Source organism: Streptomyces canarius (assembly GCF_014650735.1).
GTDB classification, from domain to species: Bacteria; Actinomycetota; Actinomycetes; order Streptomycetales; family Streptomycetaceae; genus Streptomyces; species Streptomyces olivaceoviridis.
This window is the reverse complement of the sequence record NZ_BMVN01000013.1, coordinates 104,942-130,584: the sequence shown is the minus strand read 5'-3', so window position 1 is coordinate 130,584 and position 25,643 is coordinate 104,942. Positions and strand designations below refer to the sequence as shown.

The following is a 25,643-nucleotide window of genomic DNA, read 5'->3' as shown; positions in this document are numbered from 1 at the left end:
CACAACTCGCTGTCTCGGGCCCGGCTGCCCCTCGGTCGGACTTGACCCCAACGGGCACCTACTGTCAGTGCCGTGCGTCAGACTGGTTCCGGTGTCCTTCCCGTCGCAGAGGGCGGTGACACCGAGTCGGAGGACTCAGCAGCAACGGCAGCATCAGGAGGCGGCTTACGGTGAAGATCCGGGTGGAACGCGACGTACTCGCGGAGGCAGTGGCGTGGGCCGCACGCAGCCTCCCGGCCCGTCCGCCGGCGCCTGTCCTCGCCGGCCTGCTGCTGAAGGCCGAGGACGGCCAGCTCAGCCTGTCCAGCTTCGACTACGAGGTCTCCGCGCGGGTGAGCGTCGAGGCGGAGGTCGAGGAGGAGGGCACCGTCCTCGTCTCCGGCCGGCTGCTCGCCGACATCTCCCGCGCCCTGCCCAACCGGCCGGTGGAGATTTCCACAGACGGTGTACGGGTCACCGTGACGTGCGGCTCCTCCCGGTTCACCCTCCACACCCTGCCTGTGGAGGAGTACCCGTCGCTGCCGCAGATGCCGAACGCGACCGGCACCGTCCCCGGTGAGGTCTTCGCCGCCGCCGTCTCCCAGGTGGCCATCGCGGCCGGCCGGGACGACACGCTCCCGGTGCTCACCGGTGTGCGCATCGAGATCGAGGGCGACACGGTCACCCTGGCCTCCACCGACCGCTACCGCTTCGCGGTCCGCGAGTTCCTGTGGAAGCCGGAGAACCCCGACGCGTCCGCGGTCGCCCTGGTCCCGGCGAAGACGCTGCTGGACACCGCGAAGTCGCTGGGCGCCGGGGACAGCGTCACGCTGGCGCTGTCCGGGTCCGGTGCCGGTGAGGGCCTGATCGGTTTCGAGGGCGCCGGGCGGCGGACGACCACGCGCCTGCTCGAAGGCGACCTGCCCAAGTACCGCACGCTGTTCCCGACCGAGTTCAACTCCATCGCCGTGATCGAGACCGCGCCGTTCGTGGAGGCCGTCAAGCGCGTGGCGCTGGTCGCCGAGCGGAACACCCCGGTGCGGCTCAGCTTCGAGCAGGGTGTGCTGATCCTGGAGGCCGGGTCGAGCGACGACGCACAGGCTGTGGAAAGGGTGGACGCCCAGCTGGACGGCGATGACATCTCCATCGCCTTCAACCCGACGTTCCTGCTGGACGGTCTGAGCGCGATCGACTCGCCGGTGGCGCAGCTGTCGTTCACCACGTCCACGAAGCCGGCGCTGCTGAGCGGCAAGCCGGCGGTGGACGCGGAGGCCGACGAGGCGTACAAGTACCTGATCATGCCGGTGCGGCTCAGCGGCTGACCGCTGTCCGCAGCTGTGCACGGTGCCGGGTGCCGCAGGGGCGCCCGGCACCGCGGTCGGCCGGACGGGTGGGCGCCGGCCGCGCGGCTACGGCGGCACGAATCCGTGGACGAGGCCGTTCTCGCAGGTGAGCGGCTATGCCCACAGCTGTGCATGAGCGTCCGGGTTTAGGCTCGGCTCGGCATCTCCGGTGCCTCTCACGCCACACAGCGACCTAAGGAACACAACTGATGGAGCTCGGTCTCGTCGGCCTCGGCAAGATGGGCGGCAACATGCGCGAGCGGATCCGCCGCGCGGGCCACACCGTCATCGGATACGACCGCAACGCGGACCTCGCGGATGTCCACAGCCTGGAAGAGCTCGTGGGCAAGCTCAAGGGCCCGCGCGTGGTCTGGGTGATGGTCCCGGCCGGTGAGCCCACCCAGTCGACCATCGACCAGCTGGCCGAGTTGCTGGAGCCCGGCGACGTGGTCGTGGACGGCGGCAACTCCCGCTGGACGGACGACGAGAGGCACGCCGAGGAACTGGCCGCCAAGGGCATAGGCTTCGTCGACTGCGGTGTCTCCGGGGGCGTGTGGGGCCTGGAGAACGGGTACGCGCTGATGTACGGCGGCGACGCCGAGAACGTCGCCAAGGTGCAGCCGGTCTTCGACGCGCTGAAGCCGGAGGGCGACTTCGGTTCGGTGCACGCGGGCAAGGTCGGTGCGGGCCACTTCGCGAAGATGGTCCACAACGGCATCGAGTACGCCATGATGCAGGCCTACGCCGAGGGCTGGGAGCTGCTGGAGAAGGTCGACTCCGTCACGGACGTCCGTGAGGTCTTCCGCTCCTGGCAGGAGGGCACGGTCATCCGCTCCTGGCTGCTGGACCTCGCGGTGAACGCCCTCGACGAGGACGAGCACCTGGACGGTCTGCGCGGTTACGCGCAGGACTCGGGTGAGGGACGCTGGACCGTGGAGGCCGCGATCGACAACGCGGTGCCGCTGCCGGCGATCACCGCGTCGCTGTTCGCGCGGTTCGCCTCCCGCCAGGAGGACTCGCCGCAGATGAAGATGATCGCCGCGCTGCGCAACCAGTTCGGCGGTCACGCGGTGGAGAAGAAGTAATCCACAGGGTCGCTCCGCGATCCACAAGCCTGAGGGAGGTCGGCGGTCCCGCCATGCACGTCACGCATCTGTCGCTCGCCGACTTCCGCTCGTACGCCCGGGCCGAGGTCCCGCTCGACCCGGGCGTCACCGCCTTCGTCGGCCCCAACGGACAGGGCAAGACCAACCTCGTGGAGGCGGTCGGATACCTGGCGACCCTCGGCAGCCACCGGGTGGCCTCCGACGCCCCCCTGGTCCGCATGGGCGCCGAGCGGGCGGTGGTGCGGGCGCAGGTCCGGCAGGGCGACCGGCAGCAGCTCATCGAGCTGGAGGTGAACCCGGGCAAGGCCAACCGCGCCCGCATCAACCGGTCCTCGCAGGTCAGACCGCGGGATGTGCTGGGGATCGTCCGGACCGTGCTGTTCGCGCCCGAGGACCTCGCGCTCGTCAAGGGCGACCCGGGCGAGCGGCGGCGGTTCCTCGACGAGCTGATCACCGCGCGGTCCCCGCGGATGGCGGGTGTGCGCTCGGACTACGAGCGGGTGCTCAAGCAGCGCAACACCCTGTTGAAGACGGCCGCGCTGGCCCGCCGGCACGGTGGGCGGTCCATGGATCTGTCCACGCTCGACGTGTGGGACCAGCATCTCGCGCGCGCGGGCGCGGAGCTGCTCGCCCAGCGGATGGATCTCATCGCCGCGCTGTGCCCGCTCGCCGACAAGGCGTACGAACAGCTCGCTCCCGGCGGTGGTCCGGTCGCGCTGGAGTACAAGCCGTCGGCGCCCGGTGAGGCGCACACGCGCGAGGACCTCTACGCCCAGCTGACGGCGGCCCTCTCCCAGGCGCGCAAGCAGGAGATCGAGCGGGGCGTCACCCTGGTGGGACCGCACCGGGACGATCTGCTCCTCAAACTCGGTCAGCTGCCCGCCAAGGGCTACGCCTCGCACGGCGAGTCCTGGTCCTACGCGCTCGCGCTGCGGCTGGCCTCCTACGACCTGCTGCGCGCCGAGGGCAACGAGCCGGTGCTGATCCTGGACGACGTCTTCGCCGAGCTGGACGCCCGCCGCCGGGAGCGGCTGGCGGAGCTGGTCGCGCCCGGTGAGCAGGTGCTGGTCACCGCCGCCGTGGACGACGACGTACCCGCTGTGCTGGCCGGCGCGCGGTACGCGGTGGCCGGCGGGACGGTGGAGCGCGTATGAGCACCGAAGAGCCGGGCCCGAGCACCCCGAACCCCCGGAAGACGGGTGCCCGGGGCGGCGACGAGCCCTCCGGCGTCGACCTCGCGCGCGTGGCGTTGCGCGCGGCGAAGGAGCAGGCACGCGCGCGGGGGGACGCGGCGCGGCAGAAGAAGCAGGCGCGGCGCGGCGGCGGCCTGCGCTCCGGGGCACGCGCCGACGGGCGCGACCCGATGGCGCTGGGCGCGGCGATCAACCGGCTGATCACCGAGCGCGGCTGGGAGAAGCCGGCCGCGGTGGGCGGGGTGATGGGCCGCTGGCCGCAGATCGTCGGCGAGGACCTGGCCAAGCACTGCGTGCCGCAGCGGTACGACGAGGACGAGCGGGTGCTGACCGTCCAGTGCGACTCGACGGCCTGGGCGACCCAGCTCCGGGTGCTCGCCCCCACCCTGGTCGCGCGGATCAACGAGGACCTCGGGCACGGCAGCGTACGGATCATCAAGGTGCTGAATCCGGGCGGCCAGGCCCGCCGCTACGGCCCGCTGCGGGCTCCGGGGAGCACCGGACCCGGCGACACCTACGGGTGATGTACCTCACGTCGGGCGTCCGGCCCGGCGTGCCGCCGTACCCCCGTCCACAGGTGTGGATCACCGCTGCGGGGTGCCCCGGAACCCCCGGCGACCGGCCTCGGATCGCCATCTGACCCGTCGGTAGCCACGGGTTGACGGCTCGAAGCGCTGAGTGCCGCTGTGAGCCGCTTGGAGCCCCCTTCCGTATATCGGTACCCGGCGGAGACCGGTTGAGGGCGGCACATGGGAGCTCAGGTGCCCGCAAACCCCCATCGATGTCAGTGCTACCGGTAGACTGGAAGACAATCCCGCCCCAACGTGGGGACCGCCCGGGAAAAGCTGAGCAACGCTGATCAAGGCTTACCAACGCAACATGCCGCAGCCGCTCCGGCAACCTGCCGACGAGCCCGGCTCGTGCTGTGCCAGAAAGGGCGCTTCGTGGCCGATTCCGGCAACCCCAACGAGAACATCCCGTCCACCGATGCCGGCGTGAACGCCGAGGCCACGGAGTCCGCCGCGGCCTCCGCGTCCTACGACGCCAGCGCCATCACCGTGCTCGAAGGGCTGGACGCGGTCCGCAAGCGGCCCGGCATGTACATCGGCTCCACGGGCGAGCGCGGACTGCACCACCTGGTGTACGAGGTCGTCGACAACTCGGTCGACGAGGCGCTGGCCGGTTACGCGGACACCATCGACGTGACGATCCTCGCCGACGGCGGCGTGCGCGTCGTCGACAACGGCCGTGGCATCCCGGTGGGCATCGTGCCCTCCGAGGGCAAGCCGGCCGTCGAGGTCGTGCTCACCGTGCTGCACGCGGGCGGCAAGTTCGGCGGCGGCGGGTACGCCGTCTCCGGCGGTCTGCACGGTGTCGGTGTGTCCGTCGTCAACGCGCTGTCCACCAAGGTCGCCGTCGAGGTGAGGACCGACGGCCACCGCTGGACGCAGGACTACAAGATGGGCGTCCCGACGGCGCCGCTGGTCAAGCACGAGGCGGTGCAGGAGACCGGTACGTCGGTCACCTTCTGGGCCGACCCGGAGATCTTCGAGACCACCGAGTACTCCTTCGAGACGCTGTCCCGGCGTTTCCAGGAGATGGCGTTCCTCAACAAGGGCCTGACGATCCGGCTCACCGACGAGCGCGAGTCGGCGAAGGCCACGAGCGGCGCGGACGAGGCGGGTGCGGACGAGAAGGCCGAGGTCAAGACCGTCACGTACCACTACGAGGGCGGCATCGTCGACTTCGTGAAGTACCTCAACTCCCGCAAGGGAGAGGCGGTGCACCCCACGGTCGTCTCGCTGGAGGCCGAGGACAAGGACAAGAGCCTGTCCCTCGAGGTCGCCATGCAGTGGAACAGCGGCTACACCGAGGGCGTGTACTCCTTCGCGAACATCATCCACACCCACGAGGGCGGCACGCACGAGGAGGGCTTCCGCGCGGCCCTCACCAGCCTCATCAACAAGTACGCGCGCGACAAGAAGCTGCTGCGCGAGAAGGACGACAACCTCACCGGTGACGACATCCGTGAGGGTCTGACCGCGATCATCTCGGTCAAGCTGAGCGAGCCGCAGTTCGAGGGCCAGACGAAGACCAAGCTGGGCAACACGGAGGCGAAGACCTTCGTGCAGAAGGCGGTCTACGAGCACCTCAACGACTGGCTGGACCGTAACCCGGTCGAGGCCGCGGACATCATCCGCAAGGGCATCCAGGCGGCCACCGCGCGCGTGGCGGCCCGCAAGGCCCGTGACCTGACCCGGCGCAAGGGGCTGCTGGAGTCGGCGTCGCTGCCGGGCAAGCTGGCCGACTGCCAGTCCAACGACCCGGCCAAGTGCGAGATCTTCATCGTCGAGGGCGACTCCGCCGGCGGCTCGGCCAAGTCCGGCCGGAACCCGCAGTACCAGGCGATCCTCCCGATCCGCGGCAAGATCCTGAACGTGGAGAAGGCCCGGATCGACAAGATCCTCCAGAACCAGGAGATCCAGGCGCTGATCTCGGCCTTCGGCACGGGTGTGCACGAGGACTTCGACATCGAGAAGCTCCGCTACCACAAGATCATCCTGATGGCGGACGCCGACGTCGATGGCCAGCACATCAGCACCCTGCTGCTGACCTTCCTGTTCCGCTTCATGCGGCCGCTGGTCGAGGCCGGGCACGTGTACCTGTCCCGCCCCCCGCTGTACAAGATCAAGTGGGGCCGTGACGACGTGGAGTACGCCTACTCGGACCGCGAGCGCGACGCGCTGATCGAGATGGGCCGCCAGCGTGGCAAGCGCGTCCGCGAGGACTCGATCCAGCGCTTCAAGGGTCTCGGCGAGATGAACGCCGAGGAGCTGCGCGTGACCACCATGGACCAGGAGCACCGGGTCCTCGGCCAGGTCACCCTGGACGACGCCGCCCAGGCCGACGACCTGTTCTCGGTCCTCATGGGCGAGGACGTCGAGGCCCGTCGCCAGTTCATCCAGCGCAACGCCAAGGACGTCCGCTTCCTCGACATCTGAGTCGGTCTCAGCTGACCGCACCAGGAAGGATCTTCACCAGCAATGGCCGACGAGAACACTCCCGTCACCCCCGAAGAGGGCGGCGAACTCGTGATGCGTGTCGAGCCCGTCGGGCTTGAGACGGAGATGCAGCGCTCGTACCTGGACTACGCGATGTCCGTCATCGTGTCCCGTGCGCTGCCCGACGTCCGGGACGGTCTCAAGCCCGTCCACCGCCGTGTGCTGTACGCGATGTACGACGGCGGCTACCGCCCCGAGCGCGGCTTCTACAAGTGCGCCCGTGTCGTCGGCGACGTCATGGGCAACTACCACCCGCACGGTGACTCCTCCATCTACGACGCCCTGGTGCGCCTCGCCCAGCCGTGGTCGATGCGGATGCCGCTGGTGGACTCCAACGGCAACTTCGGCTCCCCGGGCAACGACCCCGCGGCGGCCATGCGCTACACCGAGTGCAAGATGGCGCCGCTGTCGATGGAGATGGTCCGGGACATCGACGAGGAGACCGTCGACTTCACGGACAACTACGACGGCCGCTCCCAGGAGCCGACCGTCCTGCCGGCCCGCTTCCCGAACCTGCTGATCAACGGCTCGGCCGGTATCGCGGTCGGCATGGCCACCAACATCCCGCCGCACAACCTGCGCGAGGTCGCGGCCGGCGCCCAGTGGTACCTGGAGAACCCCGAGGTCTCGCACGAGGAGCTGCTGGACGCGCTCATGGAGCGCATCAAGGGCCCCGACTTCCCGACCGGCGCCCTGGTGGTGGGCCGCAAGGGCATCGAGGAGGCGTACCGCACCGGGCGCGGCTCCATCACGATGCGCGCGGTGGTCGAGGTCGAGGAGATCCAGGGCCGCCAGTGCCTGGTGGTGACCGAGCTGCCGTACCAGGTGAACCCGGACAACCTGGCGCAGAAGATCGCCGACCTGGTGAAGGACGGCAAGATCGGCGGCATCGCGGACGTCCGCGACGAGACCAGCTCGCGCACCGGCCAGCGCCTGGTGATCGTCCTGAAGCGGGACGCGGTCGCCAAGGTCGTGCTGAACAACCTGTACAAGCACACGGACCTCCAGACGAACTTCGGCGCCAACATGCTGGCGCTGGTCGACGGCGTGCCGCGCACCCTGTCCCTGGACGCGTTCATCCGCCACTGGGTGACGCACCAGATCGAGGTCATCGTCCGCCGGACCCGGTTCCGGCTGCGCAAGGCCGAGGAGCGCGCCCACATCCTGCGCGGTCTGCTGAAGGCCCTGGACGCCATCGACGAGGTCATCGCGCTGATCCGGCGCAGTGAGACCGTCGAGATCGCGCGCAGCGGCCTGATGGGCCTCCTGGAGATCGACGAGATCCAGGCGAACGCCATCCTTGAGATGCAGCTGCGCCGGCTGGCGGCCCTGGAGCGGCAGAAGATCGTCCAGGAGCACGACGAACTCCAGGCGAAGATCAACGAGTACAACGAGATCCTCGCCTCGCCGGTGCGCCAGCGCGGGATCGTCAGCGAGGAGCTGGCCGCGATCGTCGAGAAGTACGGCGACGACCGCCAGACCAAGCTGATCCCGTACGAGGGCGACATGTCCATCGAGGACCTGATCGCCGAGGAGGACATCGTCGTCACCGTCACGCGCGGCGGCTACGTCAAGCGGACGAAGACGGACGACTACCGGGCGCAGAAGCGCGGCGGCAAGGGCGTGCGCGGCACGAAGCTGAAGGAAGACGACATCGTCGACCACTTCTTCGTCTCCACCACGCACCACTGGCTGCTGTTCTTCACCAACAAGGGCCGGGTGTACCGGGCGAAGGCGTACGAGCTGCCCGAGGCCGGCCGGGACGCGCGCGGCCAGCACGTGGCGAACCTGCTCGCCTTCCAGCCGGACGAGGCGATCGCCGAGATCCTGGCGATCCGTGACTACGAGGCGGCGCCGTACCTGGTGCTGGCCACCAAGTCGGGGTTGGTCAAGAAGACGCCACTGAAGGATTACGATTCGCCTCGCTCCGGCGGTGTCATCGCCATCAACCTGCGGGAACGCGAGGACGGTTCGGACGACGAGCTGATCGGCGCCGAGCTGGTCTCGGCGGACGACGATCTGCTGCTGATCAGCAAGAAGGCACAGTCGATCCGGTTCACCGCCTCGGACGATTCCCTGCGCCCGATGGGCCGCGCCACCTCCGGCGTCAAGGGGATGAGTTTCCGGGAGGGCGACGAGCTTCTCTCGATGAATGTGGTGCGACCCGGTACGTTCGTGTTCACTGCCACCGACGGTGGGTACGCGAAGCGGACCGTCGTCGACGAGTACCGCGTCCAGGGCCGCGGCGGCCTCGGCATCAAGGCCGCCAAGATCGTGGAGGACCGTGGTTCGCTCGTCGGCGCGCTGATCGTCGAGGAGAACGACGAAATCCTCGCGATCACCCTCTCCGGCGGTGTGATTCGCACGCGAGTCAGCGAGGTCAGGGAGACGGGCCGTGACACCATGGGCGTCCAACTGATCAATCTGGGCAAGCGCGATGCCGTGGTCGGTATCGCACGTAACGCCGAAGCGGGGCGCGAGGCGGAGGAAGTCGACGGCGACGTGGCCGTGGACGAGACCGCCGAGGGTGCCGCGATCACCGGCACGGACGAGGGTGAGGCACCCTCGGCCGAGTAGCACGAGGAGTGAGTCAGCGTGAGCGGAGCCACGGGCGCCGGATCGGCCGGTACCTCCACGGGTACGGAAACGGACGGCGGCGGCCGTGGCTCCGCCGCGAACGCGCTGCCCGCGGGGAATGCGCCCGCCGGTGGTGCGCACGACCCGCAGACGACGAACCTGAAGCCGGTGAAGGTGTCCGAGACGGACTCTTCCCGTACGTCTGGATCCCAGGGGGGAACTGTGACGGACACCCGAGGCCCGGCCGCGTCCGGTGAGGCGCGGCCGGCGTCGCCGCTTCCCGGGGAGCGGCGCCCGGAGCAGGCCGACGGGCCCTACCACCCGCCGCAGGCCTATCCGGCGCAGGCGCCCGCCGGCGCGACGCGCAAGCCGCGCACGGGTGTGCGGACGGCGCCGCGGACCCGCAAGGCGCGGCTGCGGGTGGCCAAGGCCGACCCGTGGTCGGTGATGAAGGTCAGCTTCCTGCTCTCCATCGCGCTCGGCATCTGCACGGTCGTCGCCTCGGCGGTGCTGTGGATGGTCATGGACGCGATGGGCGTGTTCTCGACGGTCGGCGGCACGATCTCGGAGGCGACCGGCTCGAACGAGGCGAACGGCTTCGACCTCCAGGCGTTCCTGTCGCTCCCCCACGTCCTGACGTTCGCGGCGATCATCGCGGTCATCGACGTGGTCCTGGCCACGGCGCTCGCGACGCTCGGCGCGTTCATCTACAACCTCTCCGCGGGGTTCGTGGGCGGGATCGAGCTGACGCTGGCGGAGGACGAGTGACCCGTGGACCAGCGGCGTTCCGACGGTCCCCCGACAACCGATTTTGGGACTGACGCGGTCGTGCGCTAATCTTCAGGAGTCAGCGCGCGGGACACACACCGCAGAGCGCGGCGGGGCTATAGCTCAGTTGGTTAGAGCGCATCCCTGATAAGGATGAGGCCACAGGTTCAAATCCTGTTAGCCCCACCAGCGAGAAGACCCCCGGTCCAGCAGGACCGGGGGTCTTCTGCTGTTCGGGGGTGGCGGGGGTTCGGGGCAAGAAAAAGGCCCGACCGCTGGCGACGGGGGATGCACCAGCGATCGGGCTATGGCCAAGGGTAACAAGGTTGTCGGTTGTGTGGGGCCAAGTACGGGGGGAATCCCGCAGGTTGGCCGATCATCGACCGCACGGGGGGTCGTAGCCCAGGCGCGGCAGGTACTCGTGCCAGCGCTGGGGGGTCAGGACTCCTCGCGTGACCGAGCAGATGTGCCGGATCGCCGTGTCGGCGTCCAGGCTCCACAGCCGGACCGTGTCGGCGCCGCTGGAGACGCCCAGGACGTGGCTCTCGGGGCTGAAGATGAGGAAGTTGCCGGTCTTGGCGTTGGGGCTCATCGACTGGCCGATGGGGGTCGCCGAGGCGGGGTCGGTGACGTTCCACAGGCGGACCGTGTTGTCGCTGCCGCCGCTGGCCAGGGTGTCGCCGCCGGCGCTGAACGTCAGGGACGTGACCGCCTCGGTGTGGCCGGTGAGCGGCTTGCCCAGGGGTTCGGCGTGCGCGGGGTCGCTGGTGTTCCACAGGCGGACGGTGTCGTCGTCGCTGCCGCTGGCCAGCGTGCGGCCGTCCGGACCGAAGGCGAGCGCGTTGACCGGGCCGGAGTGGTCGGTGAGCGGCGTGCCCAGCGGGCGGGTGTGCGCGCGGTCGGTCACGTTCCACAGCCGGATCGTGCTGTCCGCGCTGCCGCTGGCCAGCGTGTGGCCGTCCGGGCTGAAGACGAGGCTGTTGATGTAGCCCCGGTGGCCGGTGAGGGGGCTGCCGAGCGGGGCCGGGCGGCCCGGGTCGGTCACGTCCCACAGCTGGACGGTGCGGTCGTCGTAGGCGGTGGCCAGGGTGCGGCCGTCCGGGCTGTAGGCGAGCGCGTCGGAGCCCATGAAGCGGGTGCGCAGGTGCAGCGGCGGGCCGGCGGCGACCGGGTGGGCGGGATCGGTGACGTTCCACAGGTGGACCGTCCGGACGCCGGTGAGGACGGCGAGCGTGCGTCCGTCGGGGGAGAACATCAGGGAGCGCTCGTCGCCGTCGGCCCGCATGAACGGCTCGCCGAGCAGAACGGGCCGGCCGGGCCGCGTCACGTTCCACAGCCGCAGCCTGCCGTCCCGGGCGGCCGTGGCCAGCACCCGGCCGTCCGGGCGGAACGCTCCGCTCCGGCCGATCATGTCCGAGGTCGGGACCGACCACAGGCGCACCTTGCCGTCCCCGCTGCCGGTGGCGAGGGTACGGCCGTCCGGGCGGAACCCCAGGGCGTACATCTCACCGCTGCTCCCCGCCAGCGGCTCGCCGACCTGGGACGGGGAGCCCGGGTCGCTGACGTTCCACAGGCTCGCCGTGCTGTCCGCGCTCGCGGCGGCGAGCCGGACGCCGTCCGGGCTGAACGCCACCGACCAGACCGGGCCGGTGTGGCCGGTCAGCGGCGAGCCGACCGCCGCGGCGCGGGCGGGGTCGGCCACGTCCCACAGCCGGATGGTGTCGTCCGCGCTGCCGCTGGCCAGGGTGCGCCCGTCGGGGCTGAAGGCCACCGAGTGCACGAGGTCCGTGTGCCCCCGCAGCGTCCTGACCGGCTGCGGCCGGCGCGGCGCGGAGACGTCCCACAGCCGGATCGTGTCGTCGTCGCCGCCCGTCGCGAGCGTCCGCCCGTCCGGGGCGAACGCCACACAGCGCACCGCGGCGCCGTGCCCGCGCAGGGTGGCGAGGGCACCGGGCCGGCGCGGGTCGGTGACGTCCCACAGCCGCACGGTACGGTCCTCGCCGGCCGTCGCCAGCGTGCGCCCGTCGGGACTGAAGGCCACCAGGTAGATCGTGCCCTGGTGGCCGGCGAGCGGCGTGCCCAGCGGGCGGGCGTGCGCGGGGTCGGACACGTCCCACAGCCGGACCGTGCCGTCGTCGCCGGCGCTGGCCAGGGTGCGGCCGTCCGGGCTGAAGACGGCACTGCTCACCCAGCTGGTGTGGCCGGTCAGGGGCGCGCCGAGCGGGGCCGGGCGGTTCGGGTCGGTCACGTCCCACAGCCGGACCGTGCGGTCGTAGCCGGCCGTCGCCAGCGTGTTGCCGTCCGGGCTGAAGGAGGTGAGGTAGACGGCGCCGGTGTGGCCGGACAGCGGGGTGGCCAGCGGCGCGTTCACGATCGAGATCAGACGGCTGTACGTGCCCTCGTCGCCGGGGCGGAGCTGGTGCGCGACCAGGTCGAGCTGGGCGGCCAGGGACGGATCGGTGTGCTGGACCCGGTCGGCCTCGGCGAGCACCTGCTCGAACACGGCGTCGTCCCGCTGCTTCCAGGCGATCACCGCCGTACCGGCCGCGAGCACGGCCAGCGCCACCAGCGCCGCGACCGCGGCCCGGCTCAGCCACACCGAGCGCTTGCGCAGCCGCACCGAGGCGGCCAGGAACTCCACCGCGCTCCGGGTCAGGTACGTGTCCCCGGCCGACCGGGCCCAGCCGCGGGCCTGCTCCAGCCGCGACCCCCGGTACAGCAGCGAGCTGTCCCGGCCCGAGTCCTCCCAGGCCCGGCCGTCCTCCTCCAGCCGCTGGCGCAGCAGATGGTCGCCCCGGCCCTCGTCGATCCAGTGCCGCAGCCGGGGCCAGGCGTGCAGCAGCGCCTCGTGGGTGATCTCCACGGTGTCCGCGTCCAGCGTCACCAGCCGGGCCCGCACCAGGGCCTCCAGCGACTCCTCCGTCTTGCCGGGGTCCGACGACTCCTCCGCCAGCTGCCGCCGGGTGCCGCGCCGGCGGGTGGCCTGGGTGTCCTCGCCCAGCCGGACCAGCCGCAGCAGGAGCAGCCGGGCGGCGGCACGGGCCGCCGGGTCCAGCCGGGACCAGGCGCGCTCGGCGGTCGCCGCGACCGCGCCCTGGATGCCGCCCGCCGCGCGGTAGCCGGCCAGTGTCAGCCGGCCGGCCTTCCGGCGCTGCCAGGTGGCCAGCAGGGCGTGCGAGAGCAGCGGCAGCACGCCCGCGTCGTGCGCGCCGCGCGGGCCGTCGGCGCTCACCTCGCGCACGATCAGCTCGGCGAGGCCCGGCTCCAGCTCCAGCCCCACCGCCTTGGCCGGACCGGTCACCGCCTCGCGCAGTTCGGTGCTGGTCAGCGGGCCGAGCACCATGTGCCGGTGCTGGAGCGCGTCGGCCAGTTCCGGGTAGCCGAGGCACTGCTCGTAGAAGTCGGCTCGGATGCCGAGGACGACCCGGACGGGCGCGGATCCGGCGGCGCCGGGGGGCGGGGTGCAGGCGGCGTGCAGGAAGTGGACGAAGACGCGCCGGTCCGCCTCGTCGGCGCAGAGGGTGAACGCCTCCTCGAACTGGTCCACGATGACGACCGGCCGGTCGTCCGGGCCCGTCGCGCGGTCCGCCCAGGCCGCGACCGCCTCGCGTACGGCCCGGGTGATGTGCGGGGCGTCGCAGCCCGGCAGCGCCGGGTTCCGTGCCGCCTCCCGCTCGGCCCTGCGGGCGTCGGCGGCGACGGCGGCGAGACCGGGGACCCGGCGGACCAGCTCGCCCAGCGGATCGGCACCGGGGACGAACTGGAGGACGGGGCCGGGCGGGTCGGCGGGACGGTCGCCGGTGTCATCGGTGGAAGGGTCACCGGGGTGGTCGGTGGAAGGGGTACCGGGCTGGTCGGAGTGGTCCGGGGGCGGAGGTGCGGGGAACTGGGCGGGGGGCTCTCCGGTGGGTGCCCCCTCCCGCCGGGGAGGGACCGTCCCGTCGGCTGCCGACCCCTTGCCGCCCGCGCCCGCGTTCCCGGCCCCGCCATGAGCCCCCGTGCCGTAAGCCCCCGCACCCGCGTCCCCAGCTCCGGCGTGATCCCCCGCGCCCAGGGCCCCGCCCCGGACCGCCGGGACCAGGCCGGCGTTCAGCAGGGAGGACTTTCCGGCTCCCGAGGCGCCGACCAGCATGACCAGACCGCCGGACCGCTCGGCCGCGCGGAGCTGGGCGACGAGGGCCTTCGTGCTCCGCTCCCGGCCGAAGAACCACCGGGCGTCCTCCCGCCGGTACGGGGCCAGCCCCCGGTACGGACACACGCCACCGGCGACGGGCGGGGCCTGGGCCGGTGGCCGCCGGTTCTCCTCCGAGGGCGGCGCGGGCCGGTCGCCGGCCGGTCCGGCCACCGCCAGCTCCCACAGCCGCTGCCAGTGGGCGAGGTCGTACAGGCCGGCGGAGACCGGGGCGGGACGCAGCCGCCGCGCGTCCGGGATCAGGATGTGCAGGACCGCCGCGAGGGCGGCGAACTGGGCCGGTACGTTCCTGGCCCGGCGCCAGTCGCTGATCCGCTGCGCGGACACCCGTACCGGCCGGCCGCGCTCATCGATCCGCTGGAGCCGTACGACCGCTTCCGAGACGCTCTTGAGGGGAGGATTTCCGGCCTCCTTGTACAGCAGCGCGAGGCGCTCGGCGAAGGCTGTGCGTGCCCCTGAGTCGGAACTCAAGGTCCCACCCCTTACTTTCCTCCGCGTGTGACGTCCGGACCGGAAAACTCACCTTATACGCCTGACCTGCGGTTAAGGGCCGGACCGGAGACCGGAACCTCCTCCGCGGTGGCGACAGATGGCAGGATCCGAACCCGGTAGCGGACCCGTCACACACCGTCCGGACAGGCCACCGGCCCAGCGCTCGGAGAGACAGCCCATGGCACCGAACGTTCTCGGTCAAAGTCGGCCGCCTCGCACCGCGCCGCGCCGACCCGCGCGCAGCCCCGGAAGCCGTCCCCGTTCTTCGACCCGCGCCGCCCCGCCGACTTGGCGCGGGTCGAAAGCCCCGCACCGTTCGGCACCGGTCCTCACAGGGGAGGGACCGGTGCCGAACGGGCGGGAACCTGGCCATCTGACGGTACGTCGGCTACGGTCGGCTCGCCCGCCGTTCCCGAAGGGGTGAGTGCCATGGAGATGCAGCGTCCCCGGTGCCCGCGACCGCCTGGCGAACCACGCTGGGTCGCGATGTTCCACGAGCCCGCCCGGGACTCCTGGACAGTGGGCGCGCAGTCCCCGTACCGGGCTCCCGTGCTGTACGCCGTCGACGACATGACCCGGACCGCGCGGGCGCGCGGGGACGAGGTGACGGTCGCGCTCTGGGGCCCCGAGGACGGCGCCTGGCACCTCTTCGACACCCCGTCCGCCAAGGCCCCCGCCCCCGCACCGCAGCGGCCCGTGCCCGGCTCACCGGAACCGGCCCGGCTCGCGGAACGCATGACGGACCGCCGGCACCAGGTGCTGATGGCCGGGCTGGGCAAGGCGGGCCTGTACGACCTGGGTCCCGAGGACGACGAGGCGGTCCGCACCCTGGCCGACCGGCTCGACGAACCGACGGTCCGCCGGGTGGCCCACTGGCTGGCGGAGGCGGGCGGGCAGCGGTAGTCGCGAGCCGGCCCGGTGGTCCGGTTCAGGAGGCGCGCGGCCGGGCAGTGACGTCCTGAAGAACGCCGGAAGGTCACCGCCCACGACTGGAGGACGGATGAAGGTCTCCGTCGACCGCTCCCTGTGCTACGGCTCCGCCGAGTGCGCGCACCGGGCGCCGGCCGTGTTCGCGTTCGAGGACGGGTACGGCGTCGTACGGCCCGGCGGAGCGGACGCGGCCGAGGACCCGCCGGTCCGGGAGGCGATCCTGGAGGCCGCCGAGAAGTGCCCGTCGCAGGCGATCGTCCTCACCGAGTAGTGCGGCGGACCTCACCTGGCAGACCTCACCGAGCGGCGGAAGGAGCCGGTGGATAGGTCCAGCCGAAGGCGGCGAGCGCGCGCGCCCGGGCCTCCGCGACGGCCATGCGGGCCGCGCGCTCGGCGGGGTCGACATGGGCCGCCTGCCCCGTGACCTGGCCCTCCCACTTGCGGTACAGCAGACCGGGCTCCGCCGAGAACCAGCCGCGGCTCACCGCGTCCAGCGCCAGCAGCAGGCCGGTGTCCTCCGAGGCCGGCAGCGCCATCCAGCCGCCCAGCGCGGTGAGCAGTTCCCGCCGCACGCACAGGCCCGCCGGGTGGACCGGGGCCAGGAAGCCGTTCCGCTTCCAGCGGTCGAGGACGGTACCGCGCTCGATCGGGCCTTCGTCGGGATCGCCGGGGAAGGCGGCCGTGGAGCCGTCGGGCAGCAGGTCGAGGACGCGACACGTCGTCCAGCCGACGGTGTGGTCCGCCTCCAGCACGGCCAGGTCGCGGGCGAGCGCGCCCGGCATGAGCTGGTCGTCGGCGTCGAGCACCTTGACGTACGCGCCCCCGGCGCGTGCCAGCGCGATCGTCCGGGCGACCCCGGGCCCGCCCGGCCGGCCCTGGCGGAAGCTCACGCGGGCGTCGTCCGGGACGTGGGGGCGGACCGCGTCCGTCGTGCCGTCCTCCTGGACGACCCACTCCCACTCCCAGCCGGCGGGCAGCCGCTGTGCGCACAGCGACGTGTACGCGTCCGCCAGGAACCGGGCGGACGGGCCGTGGACAGCGGTGACTACGGTGACGCGCCGGTTCACGGCAGCGCTCACCACCTTTCCGTGGGGTGCGGGTCGTTGCCGTACGAGGATGACCTACCGGGAAACGCGCGAGACCCCCGGCCGAACCCGGCCGGGGGTCTGTTCGTGTCGACTGGTGCGTACGCAAGTCGCCGTGCGGTCGAGACGTTGCGGTACTGCGGTGGGGGAGGATCAGCAGTCGAGGGAGTCCGAGAGGTGCTGGTCGTGGGTCCTGGTCTCCGTCTGCTCCGGTACCCGCGGCTGCGATTCCGTCTGTGTCCCGTCGAGGGTGTCGAGGGCGCGGTGCCGGCAGCTCGGTGTCTTGCCGTGGGCCTCGGCCCGGATCCGCTGCTTCATCGTGGGGGGCAGGGCCCTGGCATGGGACCAGGCCCAGTGGCGCATCGCCGGGATCGTCGGGGTGGTGCGGTGCGCGGTGCCGGTGCCGGTGCTCGGGGTCTCGGTCCGGGGTGCGGCCGCGGCGGCGGTCGTGGTGGCGGCGGAGACGAGTCCGAGCGCCGTGCACAGCGCGAGGAAGGTGGTGACGATGGCGGTCCACAGCTTCATGACCTTGTTCTGGGCGGTCATGGCCCCTCACTTTCGGGTTGGGCGATTTGCGTACTTTCCTCATGATGTGTATGTGGGCCGGGAAGTGGTGGACCGACGCCCGTGGCGCGTCGATGTTCAGATCAACACCACTCGGACGGGTGCACGGGGGAGGGGAACCTGTGCCGCTGCCGAGGCGGCAGTCCGGGCCCCGACGCAGGTCACCGATCGATATCGGTCGGTGTGTATAGTCGGGCGCCAGAGGTCCCCTACGTCAAGGAAAGACGAGGTCGCGCGGTGAAGAAGCTGCTCCTGGTCGCACTGGCCGCCATCGGCGGGCTCCTCGTGTACCGCCAGATCCAGGCGGATCGCGCCGAGCAGGATCTGTGGACGGAGGCGACTGACTCCGTGCCCACGGGTTCGTGAGTCCCGATACCCGATCTGTACCGACCCCGGCCGCCTGCGCGGTCGGGGTTTCGTGTTTCCCGGCCGTGCCGCGCGGTCCCCTGCTTCGTGTTGCGGGGTCCCGGCGGGTGCGGTAGACGGGGCGGGGCGACCGGGGCCGGACGGTGCCGGGCGTTTCGGACGGGCGTACGCGTTGCCCGGATGGCGCAGCGGCGGCCGGGGCAGGATGGGCCTGCGGTCCGCCGGTCCGGTGCGGCCGTCCGACGACTGGGGGTGTGGCGCGTGCGGGGCCGAGGGGGTGGTACGGCGGTGGGGGCCGGGTCAGCCGGGTGGCCGGCGCGGGTACGGGCGCGGGTGGGGGCGCGGCGGCGGGCCGTCCTCGCCCGGGGTGCCGTGATCGGCCTGCTGCTGGGACTCTCCGCGGCCCTCGCTCCGCCGACCCCCGCCCCCGCTCTGCCGGCCGGTGCCGGGACCGCCGCCGACGCGCGCCCGGGGTCGTACACCTTCACCCCCGGCGCCCGGACCGTCGTGGGCACGAAGGGCACCACGGACGCCGCCCTGCTCGACCCCCGCCACACCTACCGCAGCTCCCTGCCCCGCAACGGCAGGCTCTACTACCGCCTGCGCCTGAGCGCCGCGGACACGGCGTACGTCCCCGTCACCGCCGTACCACCGGCGGACGCCACGGTCTCCGCCACCGACGGCATCCGCGTCTCGCTCCGGGACGCCAACGGCGGCTCCTGCTTCTACGCCTCCGCCCGCATCGGCGCCGGGCTCAGCCCGCGCCCGGTCACGGCCCTGGCCCAGCGCGAGGCCGGCAAGGCGCTGTGCCAGGGCGCGGGGACGTACTACCTGCTCGTCGAACGCCTCGACGCCGAGGGCTCCGGCGCGGCGGCGACGTCCGAGCCGTGGGACCTGGAGATCGCGCCCGCCACGGAACCCGGCCTCGCCGAGGCCGGGCCCACCACCGCGCCGCGGACCTGGGACTCCGCCACACCGGAACCCCTCACCGGCACCCCCCGGGACCGCTCCGGCGGCACCGGATTCGCCACGGCGCGCCCGGTGGGCCAAGGGATCTGGCGCACCCGTCTCACCCCCGGCGAGACCCGGTTCTACGCAGTGCCGCTGGACTGGGGCCGGCAACTGCACGCCTCCGCCGGCCTGGACGGCGCCCCGGGCCACGGCTACGTCGGCGGCGCCCTGAACCTCTCCCTCTACAACCCCGTCCGCGACCACGTCGACGACGCCTCCCTCGGCTACACCGGCACCCCCAAGTCCGCCGCCCTCGCACCGCTCCCGCCGGTGGAGTACACCAACCGGTACGCCGTCCCCGCCGGGGTGACCTCCGTCCGCTTCGCCGGCGAGTACTACCTGGTCCTGCACCTCAGCGCGCGGCTGGCCGACACCTTCGGGCCGGGTCCGTTCGACGTGACCCTGCGGGTCCGGGTGCGCGGACAGGGGCAGGCAGGACCCGCGTACGCCGGCCGGCCCGTGCCGGACGACGTCTTCACGGTCACCGACGAGGACCGGGACGCCGCGCTGACCGGGAACACCGGGGGCGGGACCGGCGGCCGGGTGATGCGGCTGGTCGCCGTCGGCGGGATCGGCACGGGCACCGCGCTGCTGCTGGTCCTGGGCGGGTGGACAGTGGCGGCCCGGCGGGCTCACACCCGGGTCAACGCCCAGAAACCCACGGCGTAGCAGGCGAGCGCCAGCAGCAGGAGCGGGATCGCGGCCCTGGCGGGGGGACCGGGCCGTGGGGCCGCACGCCGCGCCCGACGCCCGCGGGCGCGGGCGGGGGTCCGGGGGGCGGGTGAGGGCGGCGGAACCTGTGGGTCGCGGGTGGTGTACGCGGCGGTGGCGGTATCGATCCGGGGGTCCGGAGCCGGAGCCGGAGCCGGGGCCGGCACGGGGGCCCGGGGCGGGAGCGGGTGGACCGGGACCTGTGGGGGCGGTGGCAGGCGGAAGCTCCCCGTGTCCGAGAGGGAACCGGTATAGGCGGGCGTCGAACGCTCCTCCACCGCCGAGCCCGCACCGGGGTCGGCCGGCCCGCCGTCGACACGCCCAACACCCCTGCTCCCCACGGGATCAGCCGCCGCACCGGACGCGTCCGTCCCGCCCGCAACCAGGTCCGACGCCACACCGGAAGCCCGCTGGAGGGGGCCGTCGGGGCCGAACCCGGGCGGGAGCGGGCCGAGTTGGTCGAAGATCTCGACGAGTTCGTCGTCGGGGCCCGGCTCCGGCAGGAGTTCGGCGGCGGCGGCGAGCGCCTTGCGCGCCCCCGTGGCGGTGCGGAACCGGTCCGCGGGATCGGGCTGGAGCAGTGTGGCGACGACCTGCCACAGCGGTTCCGGAATGCCCTGGGGCGGACCGGGCGTCCCGTGCTCCAGGAAGTACTGCACCAGCGCCTTGGCATCGGGCTTGGCGCCTTCGAGGAGGTACAGGGCGACCAGGCCGACGGCGAACAGGTCGGCCGGGAAGTCGGGTTCGGCACCCAGCATCTGCTCGGGGGCGAGGTAACCGGGCGTCCCCACCACGAGGTTGGTCTCCGTCAGCCGGGGTTCGCCGAGCCGCATGGCGATGCCGAAGTCGGACAGCCGCAGCCGGGGCCGGCCGGTGCCGGTGGCTTCGAGGAGCACGTTGGCGGGCTTGACGTCCCGGTGGACGACGTCCTCGGCGTGGACGGCGGCGAGCCCGGACAGCAACTGGTCCAGCAGCGTGCACACGAACACCGGCGGGAGGGGGCCGTAGTCGCCGACCAGGTGGACCAGGGAGCCGCCCGCGACCAGGTCCATGGTGAACAGCACCTTGTCGTCGTCGGCGGCCCAGCTCGCCGGGGCGAGGACGTGCGGGTGGTCGATGCGCAGCGCCTGCTCGCGGACGAAGCGGAGCAGGGAGTGGGCGTCGCGCTGCTGGAGGACCTTGGCGGCCACGTACCGCCGGCGGCGATGGTCCCAGGCACGCCACACGGCGCCCACACCACCACGTCCGATCGGGTCGGCCAGCTCGTACCGGCCGGCGAAGACCTCACCCATGGCAGCCGCCGCTCCTCCCCTGCTCCGACGAAGCGCCCCCGCGCCCCTGCCCCGCGTACCCCGTGCCCGCCCGGCCGGGACCCCCCGGCCCCGAACCGGCCGCGCGGTCAGCTCTGGTGGGACTGGTAGTGCGCGACGGCGTCGGAGGTGCGGCCGGCGCCGTAGACGCGGAGGAACTCCGCGAGTTCGGGATGGCTCGGGGCGAGGGTGTCCGCGGCGTCGATGATGTCACCCGCGGCGGCCACCGAGCGGAGCAGCGACTGGATCTCGCGCACCACCCGCTTGACCGTGGGCGCACCCGAACTGTTCGTCGTGTGCGTGGTGTTGCTGAGCACGGAGCCCCCCTGCGACCTCTTGATCTCGTCCATCCGCTCGGTCGCCTCGGCGGCGCTGACGCTGCCGTCCGCGACCTGGGACGCCAGTTCCTGCAACAGCTGCACCCGCTGGACCACCGCCGGATTGCCGATCTTCGCGCGCTGGCCGCTCATCAGCTGCGAGAGCATCGGCGCGGACAGGCCCAGAACCGCCGCGAGCCGGGCCTGGTTCAGCCCGAGATCGTCGATGAGCTTGCGGAAGAGCGCCCCCAACGGCTCCCCGTACCAGTTCCGCTGTAGCTCCCGCGCTCTGGCGGTGGCTTCCTGCTGTGCGGCGTCCATTGCGTCTCCCCATCGCTTCCCCTGAAAACCGCGGTTCGCTGTAGCGAACCACGTCGAGCATCTTACGGAGAGTGGTCATCCACGGGGACCCCCAATCTTTTTGCGGGATACGGGGGGTGACCCGGTACTCTGGTCTGCGGCGCCCGCCGGAACGTGATCCCTCCGGTCGGTCGCTCCTTCCCGGGGCCTTAGCTCAGTTGGTAGAGCGCCGTCTTTGCATGGCGGATGTCAGGGGTTCGACTCCCCTAGGCTCCACCCCAAAAAAAATGCCCCCTGATCTGCGGAAACGCAGTATCAGGGGGCATTTTCTTGCGCACGGAGGACCCTCCGGCCCGATGCACTCGCGGCCGAAGGGTCTCCTGGTGTGCGCTGATGCGGGCCCGGCGCTCAGACCTCGTCGTCGCGGTCCACGGCGTCTTCCTCCGCCTGCTTCGCCTGGACCTCGGGGTCCAGGCCCTGGGCTTCGCTGCCGTCCACGGACGTGATGCGCCCCTCGTCGGGGACCTCCGTCGCCGCGGGCGGTTCGACCAGCCAGTCGGGGTTGGCCTGCTTGTCCCACCACTTCCAGGCCGCGAAGGCACCGCCCGCCAGAGCGGTCAGCACCGCCACCACCTTCAGGGTGCGGCCGGCCCGGGACCGACGGGCGTTCCGCCGGGCCAGCTTCTGGATGTCCCGGGCCGAGACCTGACCGCGCAGCGCGGCCAGTGCTGCCGCACCGCGCGCGGCTGCCTCGTCGCGGACCGGAGCGGTCGCGGCCACGGCATGCTCGATCTTGGGACGTGAATAGGCGGCGGCCTGCCGGGCGGCCTTGCGGGTGCGGACGGCGGCTTCCTGCGCGGCCAGGTCCACCTTCGGCGGCACATGCGTGCGGGCTTGCTCCAGGCGCGGGGCGAGCCGGGCGTCGTACTGCACGCGGGCCTGTTCGGCGGCCTGCGACACCACGGGCGCCAGCCGTACGCGTGCCTCCTGCGCGTAGTGCGCGGCACGCTCCTTGGCCGTGTCGGCGTAGGGCGCCACCACTTCCGCGGCGTGCAGCACGCTGTCCTTCGCCGAGCCGGTCGCGGCGCGCACGCTGTCGATGCGGGTCACGGGTTCCTCCTCCTCGGTGGCGTACGGTATTTCGACTTTCCACCCTTTTACGGATCATGCCTGCCCGCGGCTGCTGTGGCATGTGCGGACGCGCATACGGGTGCCCATCGCTCCCTTTGGCCTGATCCTGGGCAACGGGGGGCTTGTGGTCGACACTGCCACGAATCACCGGCGCGCGCCGCCCGCCCCGCGGAAGTCACGGCCGCCCGGCGACGCGCGGACGGGACCGTGGAAGGATCGGAGGTGGAGCGGCGGACGACGACGACGGAAGGCAGATCGTGGCCGAGCAGCTGTATGCCACCCTGAAGACCACCCTCGGCGACATCGAGGTGCGGCTCTTCCCCCTCCACGCTCCCGTCACGGTCAGAAACTTCGTCGAGCTCGCCCGCGGCGAACGCGAATGGACACACCCGGGCACCGGCGAGCGGAGCAGAAACCCCCTCTACGACGGCACGGTCTTCCACTCCGTCATCAGCGGGTTCATGATCCAGGGCGGTGATCCCCTGGGCAACGGCCTCGGCGGACCCGGTTACGGCTTCGAGGACGAGTGTCGTCCGGACCTGGCCTTCGACACCCCGTACCTGATGGCCATGGCCAACGCCGGGCCGGGCACCAACGGCTCGCAGTTCTTCATCACCGTCACCCCGAGCACCTGGCTGAACGGCAAGCGCACCATCTTCGGCGAGGTCACCGACCCGGCCTCCCAGAAGGTGGTCGACGCCATCGCGAACGTGCCCACCGGGCGCAACGACCGCCCGCTGACCGACGTCGTCATCGAGACGGTGGTGGTGGGGGCGCGGGAGAAGTGAGGGGAACCAAACGCGCCGCTCGTCCGTAAGGATGGGCGGAGCAGGACGGTACCGTCAGGACGGACACGACGAGCAAGGGGATCCGATGGACCAGGCCGCAGGGAGCGCGCAGGACGCCGCCCGGAGCGTGCCGGTGTGCTACCGGCACCCGGACCGCGAGACCGGCGTGCGCTGCACCCGATGTGAGCGGCCCATCTGCCCGGAGTGCATGATCAGCGCCTCGGTCGGCTTCCAGTGCCCGGACTGCGTCCGCGAGGGCTCGGGCACGGGACACGCGCCGGCGGCGTCCCGGCCGCGCACGGTCGCCGGGGGCACGGTCACGGCCGACCCCCGCCTGCTCACCAAGATCCTGATCGGGATCAACCTCGCGGTGTTCATCGCCGTCCAGGCCGACAGCTCCCTCCTGGACCACCTGGTGCTCTACGGCGCCTGGCCCCCGAAGCCGTTCGCGCCGACCTCGGGCGTCGCCGGCGGCGAGTGGTACCGCTTCGTGACGTCGATGTTCGCGCACCAGGAGTACTGGCACATCGGCTTCAACATGCTGAGTCTGTGGTGGATCGGCGGCCCGCTCGAAGCGGCCCTCGGCCGGGCCCGCTACCTGGCGGTCTACTTCGTCTCCGGGCTGGCCGGCGGCGCGCTGACCTATCTGCTCACCTCCCCGCAGACCGCCTCGCTCGGTGCCTCGGGCGCGATCTTCGGGCTCTTCGGCGCGACCGCCGTGCTGATGCGCCGGCTCAACTACGACATGCGCCCGGTCATCGCGCTGCTGGTGATCAACCTGATCTTCACCTTCGGGTTCAGCAACATCGCCTGGCAGGCGCACATCGGCGGGCTCGTCGCCGGGGTCGTGACCGGGTACGCGATGGTCCACGCCCCGCGCGAGAAGCGGGCCCTGGTGCAGTACGGCACCTGTGCCGTCGTCCTGGTGCTGGCGGTGGCGCTGGCCCTGGTCAGGACCGCTCAGCTCACCTGATACCGAACCGTTGTCCACAGGCTGTGCCGGATCTTGTGCACGGCGTGCGGACACAGCTGCGCCCCCTGCCGCTCGGATGTGTTTTCGCAGGTCGGGCAGGGGGCGAACAGATGTATGGGGATCAGTGGACCGGTCACACCGGCGTCAACGCCCGATGAGTTATCCACAGATCGTAGTTTCTTTTCCCCAGGGGATTGTGGACAGCAGCCCTGGCCTGTGGATAACTCGGCGGATAGCCCTGGGCAGAGCTATTTCCACTGGGTGGAGACGCCGAAGCCGGCGGCGATGAAGCAGAAGCCGACGACGATGTTCCAGTTGTCCAGGCTGTCGACCGGCAGCGAGCCGTCGGTCACGTAGAACACGACGATCCAGGCCAGGCCGATGAGGAACATGGCCAGCATCACGGGCGCGACCCATGCGCGGTTGGTGAGCTTGATGGCCTGCGCCTGCTTCGCCGCCGGCGGCGTGTAGTCGGCCTTCTTGCGGATACGTGACTTCGGCACGAGGGTCTCTCCTGTCGATGCGCTGCGTGGCCGCGCAGGTAACTGGGTCGGGCTCGGGGCAGCGTACAAGGGGCCAACATGACGACTCTGTGTGCTCCCCCGGGCGTCCGTTAGCGTAGTGCTTCCGTGGCGCCGAAGGAGATAAGGGTACGTTGAGCAATTCTGCCGACTCCCCCGGGACGGGATCAACGGGTTCGGGCCCCGTCCGCCGACCGCGTGTGCGGCCCGTGCGGATCCTCACCGCCGCCGTCTTCGCGCTCGCCGGGCTCATCTTCTTCACGAGCTTCGACACGGCCAAGGGCACCGACATCCGTCAGGACGGCTCCCTGCTGAAGCTGTCCGACCTGATCCAGCAGCGCAGCCGCAAGAACAAGGAGCTGGACGAGTCCAACGCGACCCTGCGCGACAGCGTGGAGTCGCTGGCCGAGAGCGACGACGGCAGCACCAAGGCCGAGGACGAGAACCTCGGCCGGCTGGAGAAGAGCGCGGGCACCCGGAAACTGACCGGCAAGGCCGTCACCGTCACCCTGAACGACGCCCCGCCCAACGCCACCGCCAAGCTCCCCGGCTATCCCGAGCCGCAGCCCGACTACCTGGTCATCCACCAGCAGGACCTCCAGGCCGTGGTGAACGCGCTGTGGCAGGGCGGCGCCCAGGGCATCAAGGTCATGGACCAGCGGCTGATCTCCACCAGCGCGGTGCGCTGTGTCGGCAACACCCTGATCCTCCAGGGCCGCGTCTACTCACCGCCGTACAAGATCACCGCGGTCGGGGACCCGGACCGGCTGAAGCAGGCGCTCGCCGCGAGCAAGGCGATCCAGACGTACATGGTCTACGTCAATGTCTACGGCCTCGGCTGGAAAGTCACCGACGACGGGACGGTGACTCTTCCCGGCTACTCCGGCACAGTGGATCTGCACTACGCGAAGCCAGTGGGATAGA

The 25,643-nt window shown here is 71.8% G+C and carries 21 protein-coding genes and 2 tRNA genes; 16 read left to right on the top strand and 7 right to left on the bottom strand.

Annotation, left to right across the window (positions count from 1 at the left end):
* Positions 1-170: 170 nt before the first annotated feature.
* From dnaN to IE294_RS20235, 8 genes are all read left to right on the top strand, one after another.
* Positions 171-1,301 (top strand): DNA polymerase III subunit beta, encoded by a 1,131-nt coding sequence (dnaN, locus tag IE294_RS20270; RefSeq protein WP_189888115.1) that lies wholly within the window; start codon positions 171-173, stop codon positions 1,299-1,301.
* 230 nt (positions 1,302-1,531) lie between these two features.
* Positions 1,532-2,407, top strand: coding sequence for a phosphogluconate dehydrogenase (NAD(+)-dependent, decarboxylating) (gnd, locus tag IE294_RS20265; protein ID WP_014673776.1), 876 nt, complete (start codon positions 1,532-1,534; stop codon positions 2,405-2,407).
* Positions 2,408-2,460: 53 nt separating this feature from the next.
* Entirely contained in the window at positions 2,461-3,582 is a 1,122-nt protein-coding gene (recF, locus tag IE294_RS20260; protein WP_189888112.1) for a DNA replication/repair protein RecF, read from the top strand.
* Positions 3,579-4,145: a DciA family protein gene (locus IE294_RS20255; RefSeq protein ID WP_189888109.1), complete on the top strand. Its 567-nt coding sequence runs from the start codon at positions 3,579-3,581 to the stop codon at positions 4,143-4,145. Before recF ends, IE294_RS20255 begins: the two co-directional genes overlap by 4 nt.
* 396 nt (positions 4,146-4,541) lie before the next feature.
* Positions 4,542-6,623, top strand: coding sequence for a DNA topoisomerase (ATP-hydrolyzing) subunit B (gene gyrB / locus IE294_RS20250; protein ID WP_189888107.1), 2,082 nt, complete (start codon positions 4,542-4,544; stop codon positions 6,621-6,623).
* Between the two features lie 42 nt (positions 6,624-6,665).
* Entirely contained in the window at positions 6,666-9,260 is a 2,595-nt protein-coding gene (gyrA, locus tag IE294_RS20245; RefSeq protein ID WP_189888104.1) for a DNA gyrase subunit A, read from the top strand.
* A gap of 18 nt (positions 9,261-9,278) precedes the next feature.
* A complete protein-coding gene (locus IE294_RS20240; RefSeq protein ID WP_189888101.1) occupies positions 9,279-10,028 on the top strand; it encodes a DUF3566 domain-containing protein in 750 nt (249 codons plus the stop codon).
* A gap of 112 nt (positions 10,029-10,140) precedes the next feature.
* Positions 10,141-10,217: transfer RNA gene (locus IE294_RS20235), tRNA-Ile, on the top strand.
* Positions 10,218-10,404: 187 nt separating this feature from the next.
* Here IE294_RS20235 and IE294_RS20230 read toward each other — a convergent pair.
* Positions 10,405-14,691, bottom strand: a complete 4,287-nt coding sequence (locus IE294_RS20230) for an nSTAND1 domain-containing NTPase (protein WP_189888099.1) — start codon at positions 14,689-14,691, stop codon at positions 10,405-10,407.
* A 507-nt stretch (positions 14,692-15,198) separates the two neighbouring features.
* Here IE294_RS20230 and IE294_RS20225 point away from each other — a divergent pair.
* Entirely contained in the window at positions 15,199-15,615 is a 417-nt protein-coding gene (locus IE294_RS20225) for a hypothetical protein (protein ID WP_189888288.1), read from the top strand.
* Positions 15,616-15,712: 97 nt separating this feature from the next.
* The gene (locus IE294_RS20220; RefSeq protein WP_189888095.1) at positions 15,713-15,913 is read left to right on the top strand and encodes a ferredoxin; all 201 of its coding nucleotides are present in this window, start codon (positions 15,713-15,715) and stop codon (positions 15,911-15,913) included.
* A 25-nt stretch (positions 15,914-15,938) separates the two neighbouring features.
* On the opposite strand, the gene IE294_RS20215 is transcribed toward IE294_RS20220, so the two are convergent.
* Positions 15,939-16,721, bottom strand: coding sequence for a glycosyltransferase family 2 protein (locus IE294_RS20215; protein ID WP_229917237.1), 783 nt, complete (start codon positions 16,719-16,721; stop codon positions 15,939-15,941).
* A 159-nt stretch (positions 16,722-16,880) separates the two neighbouring features.
* Positions 16,881-17,273, bottom strand: a complete 393-nt coding sequence (locus tag IE294_RS20210) for a DUF6344 domain-containing protein (RefSeq protein WP_189888093.1) — start codon at positions 17,271-17,273, stop codon at positions 16,881-16,883.
* A 255-nt stretch (positions 17,274-17,528) separates the two neighbouring features.
* On the opposite strand from IE294_RS20210, the gene IE294_RS47675 reads away from it, so the two are divergent.
* Complete coding sequence (locus tag IE294_RS47675; RefSeq protein ID WP_003999697.1) at positions 17,529-17,657, top strand: DLW-39 family protein; 129 nt, start codon at positions 17,529-17,531, stop codon at positions 17,655-17,657.
* A gap of 288 nt (positions 17,658-17,945) precedes the next feature.
* A complete protein-coding gene (locus IE294_RS20200; protein WP_229917236.1) occupies positions 17,946-19,337 on the top strand; it encodes a hypothetical protein in 1,392 nt (463 codons plus the stop codon).
* Here IE294_RS20200 and IE294_RS20195 read toward each other — a convergent pair.
* Both IE294_RS20195 and IE294_RS20190 read right to left on the bottom strand, forming a co-directional pair.
* Entirely contained in the window at positions 19,301-20,671 is a 1,371-nt protein-coding gene (locus IE294_RS20195) for a serine/threonine-protein kinase (protein ID WP_189888090.1), read from the bottom strand. The genes IE294_RS20200 and IE294_RS20195 overlap by 37 nt on opposite strands.
* A 107-nt stretch (positions 20,672-20,778) precedes the next feature.
* Positions 20,779-21,327 carry a helix-turn-helix domain-containing protein gene (locus IE294_RS20190; protein WP_189888088.1) on the bottom strand — a complete coding sequence of 183 codons (549 nt, stop codon included), beginning with the start codon at positions 21,325-21,327 and terminating at the stop codon, positions 20,779-20,781.
* A 182-nt stretch (positions 21,328-21,509) separates the two neighbouring features.
* Between IE294_RS20190 and IE294_RS20185 the strand changes: the two genes are divergently transcribed.
* Positions 21,510-21,582 (top strand) — tRNA-Ala (locus tag IE294_RS20185).
* A gap of 132 nt (positions 21,583-21,714) precedes the next feature.
* Here the strand turns inward: IE294_RS20185 and IE294_RS20180 are convergent.
* Positions 21,715-22,416 carry a DUF5324 family protein gene (locus IE294_RS20180; protein ID WP_189888085.1) on the bottom strand — a complete coding sequence of 234 codons (702 nt, stop codon included), beginning with the start codon at positions 22,414-22,416 and terminating at the stop codon, positions 21,715-21,717.
* Positions 22,417-22,694: 278 nt separating this feature from the next.
* Here IE294_RS20180 and IE294_RS20175 point away from each other — a divergent pair, with 278 nt between their 5' ends.
* A complete protein-coding gene (locus IE294_RS20175; protein WP_189888083.1) occupies positions 22,695-23,225 on the top strand; it encodes a peptidylprolyl isomerase in 531 nt (176 codons plus the stop codon).
* A gap of 85 nt (positions 23,226-23,310) precedes the next feature.
* Complete coding sequence (locus tag IE294_RS20170) at positions 23,311-24,198, top strand: rhomboid family intramembrane serine protease (RefSeq protein ID WP_189888081.1); 888 nt, start codon at positions 23,311-23,313, stop codon at positions 24,196-24,198.
* A gap of 248 nt (positions 24,199-24,446) precedes the next feature.
* Here IE294_RS20170 and crgA read toward each other — a convergent pair whose 3' ends face one another.
* Positions 24,447-24,701 carry a cell division protein CrgA gene (crgA, locus tag IE294_RS20165; protein ID WP_189888078.1) on the bottom strand — a complete coding sequence of 85 codons (255 nt, stop codon included), beginning with the start codon at positions 24,699-24,701 and terminating at the stop codon, positions 24,447-24,449.
* Between the two features lie 152 nt (positions 24,702-24,853).
* Here crgA and IE294_RS20160 point away from each other — a divergent pair, with 152 nt between their 5' ends.
* Positions 24,854-25,642, top strand: a complete 789-nt coding sequence (locus IE294_RS20160; RefSeq protein WP_189888075.1) for a DUF881 domain-containing protein — start codon at positions 24,854-24,856, stop codon at positions 25,640-25,642.
* Position 25,643: the final 1 nt, after the last annotated feature.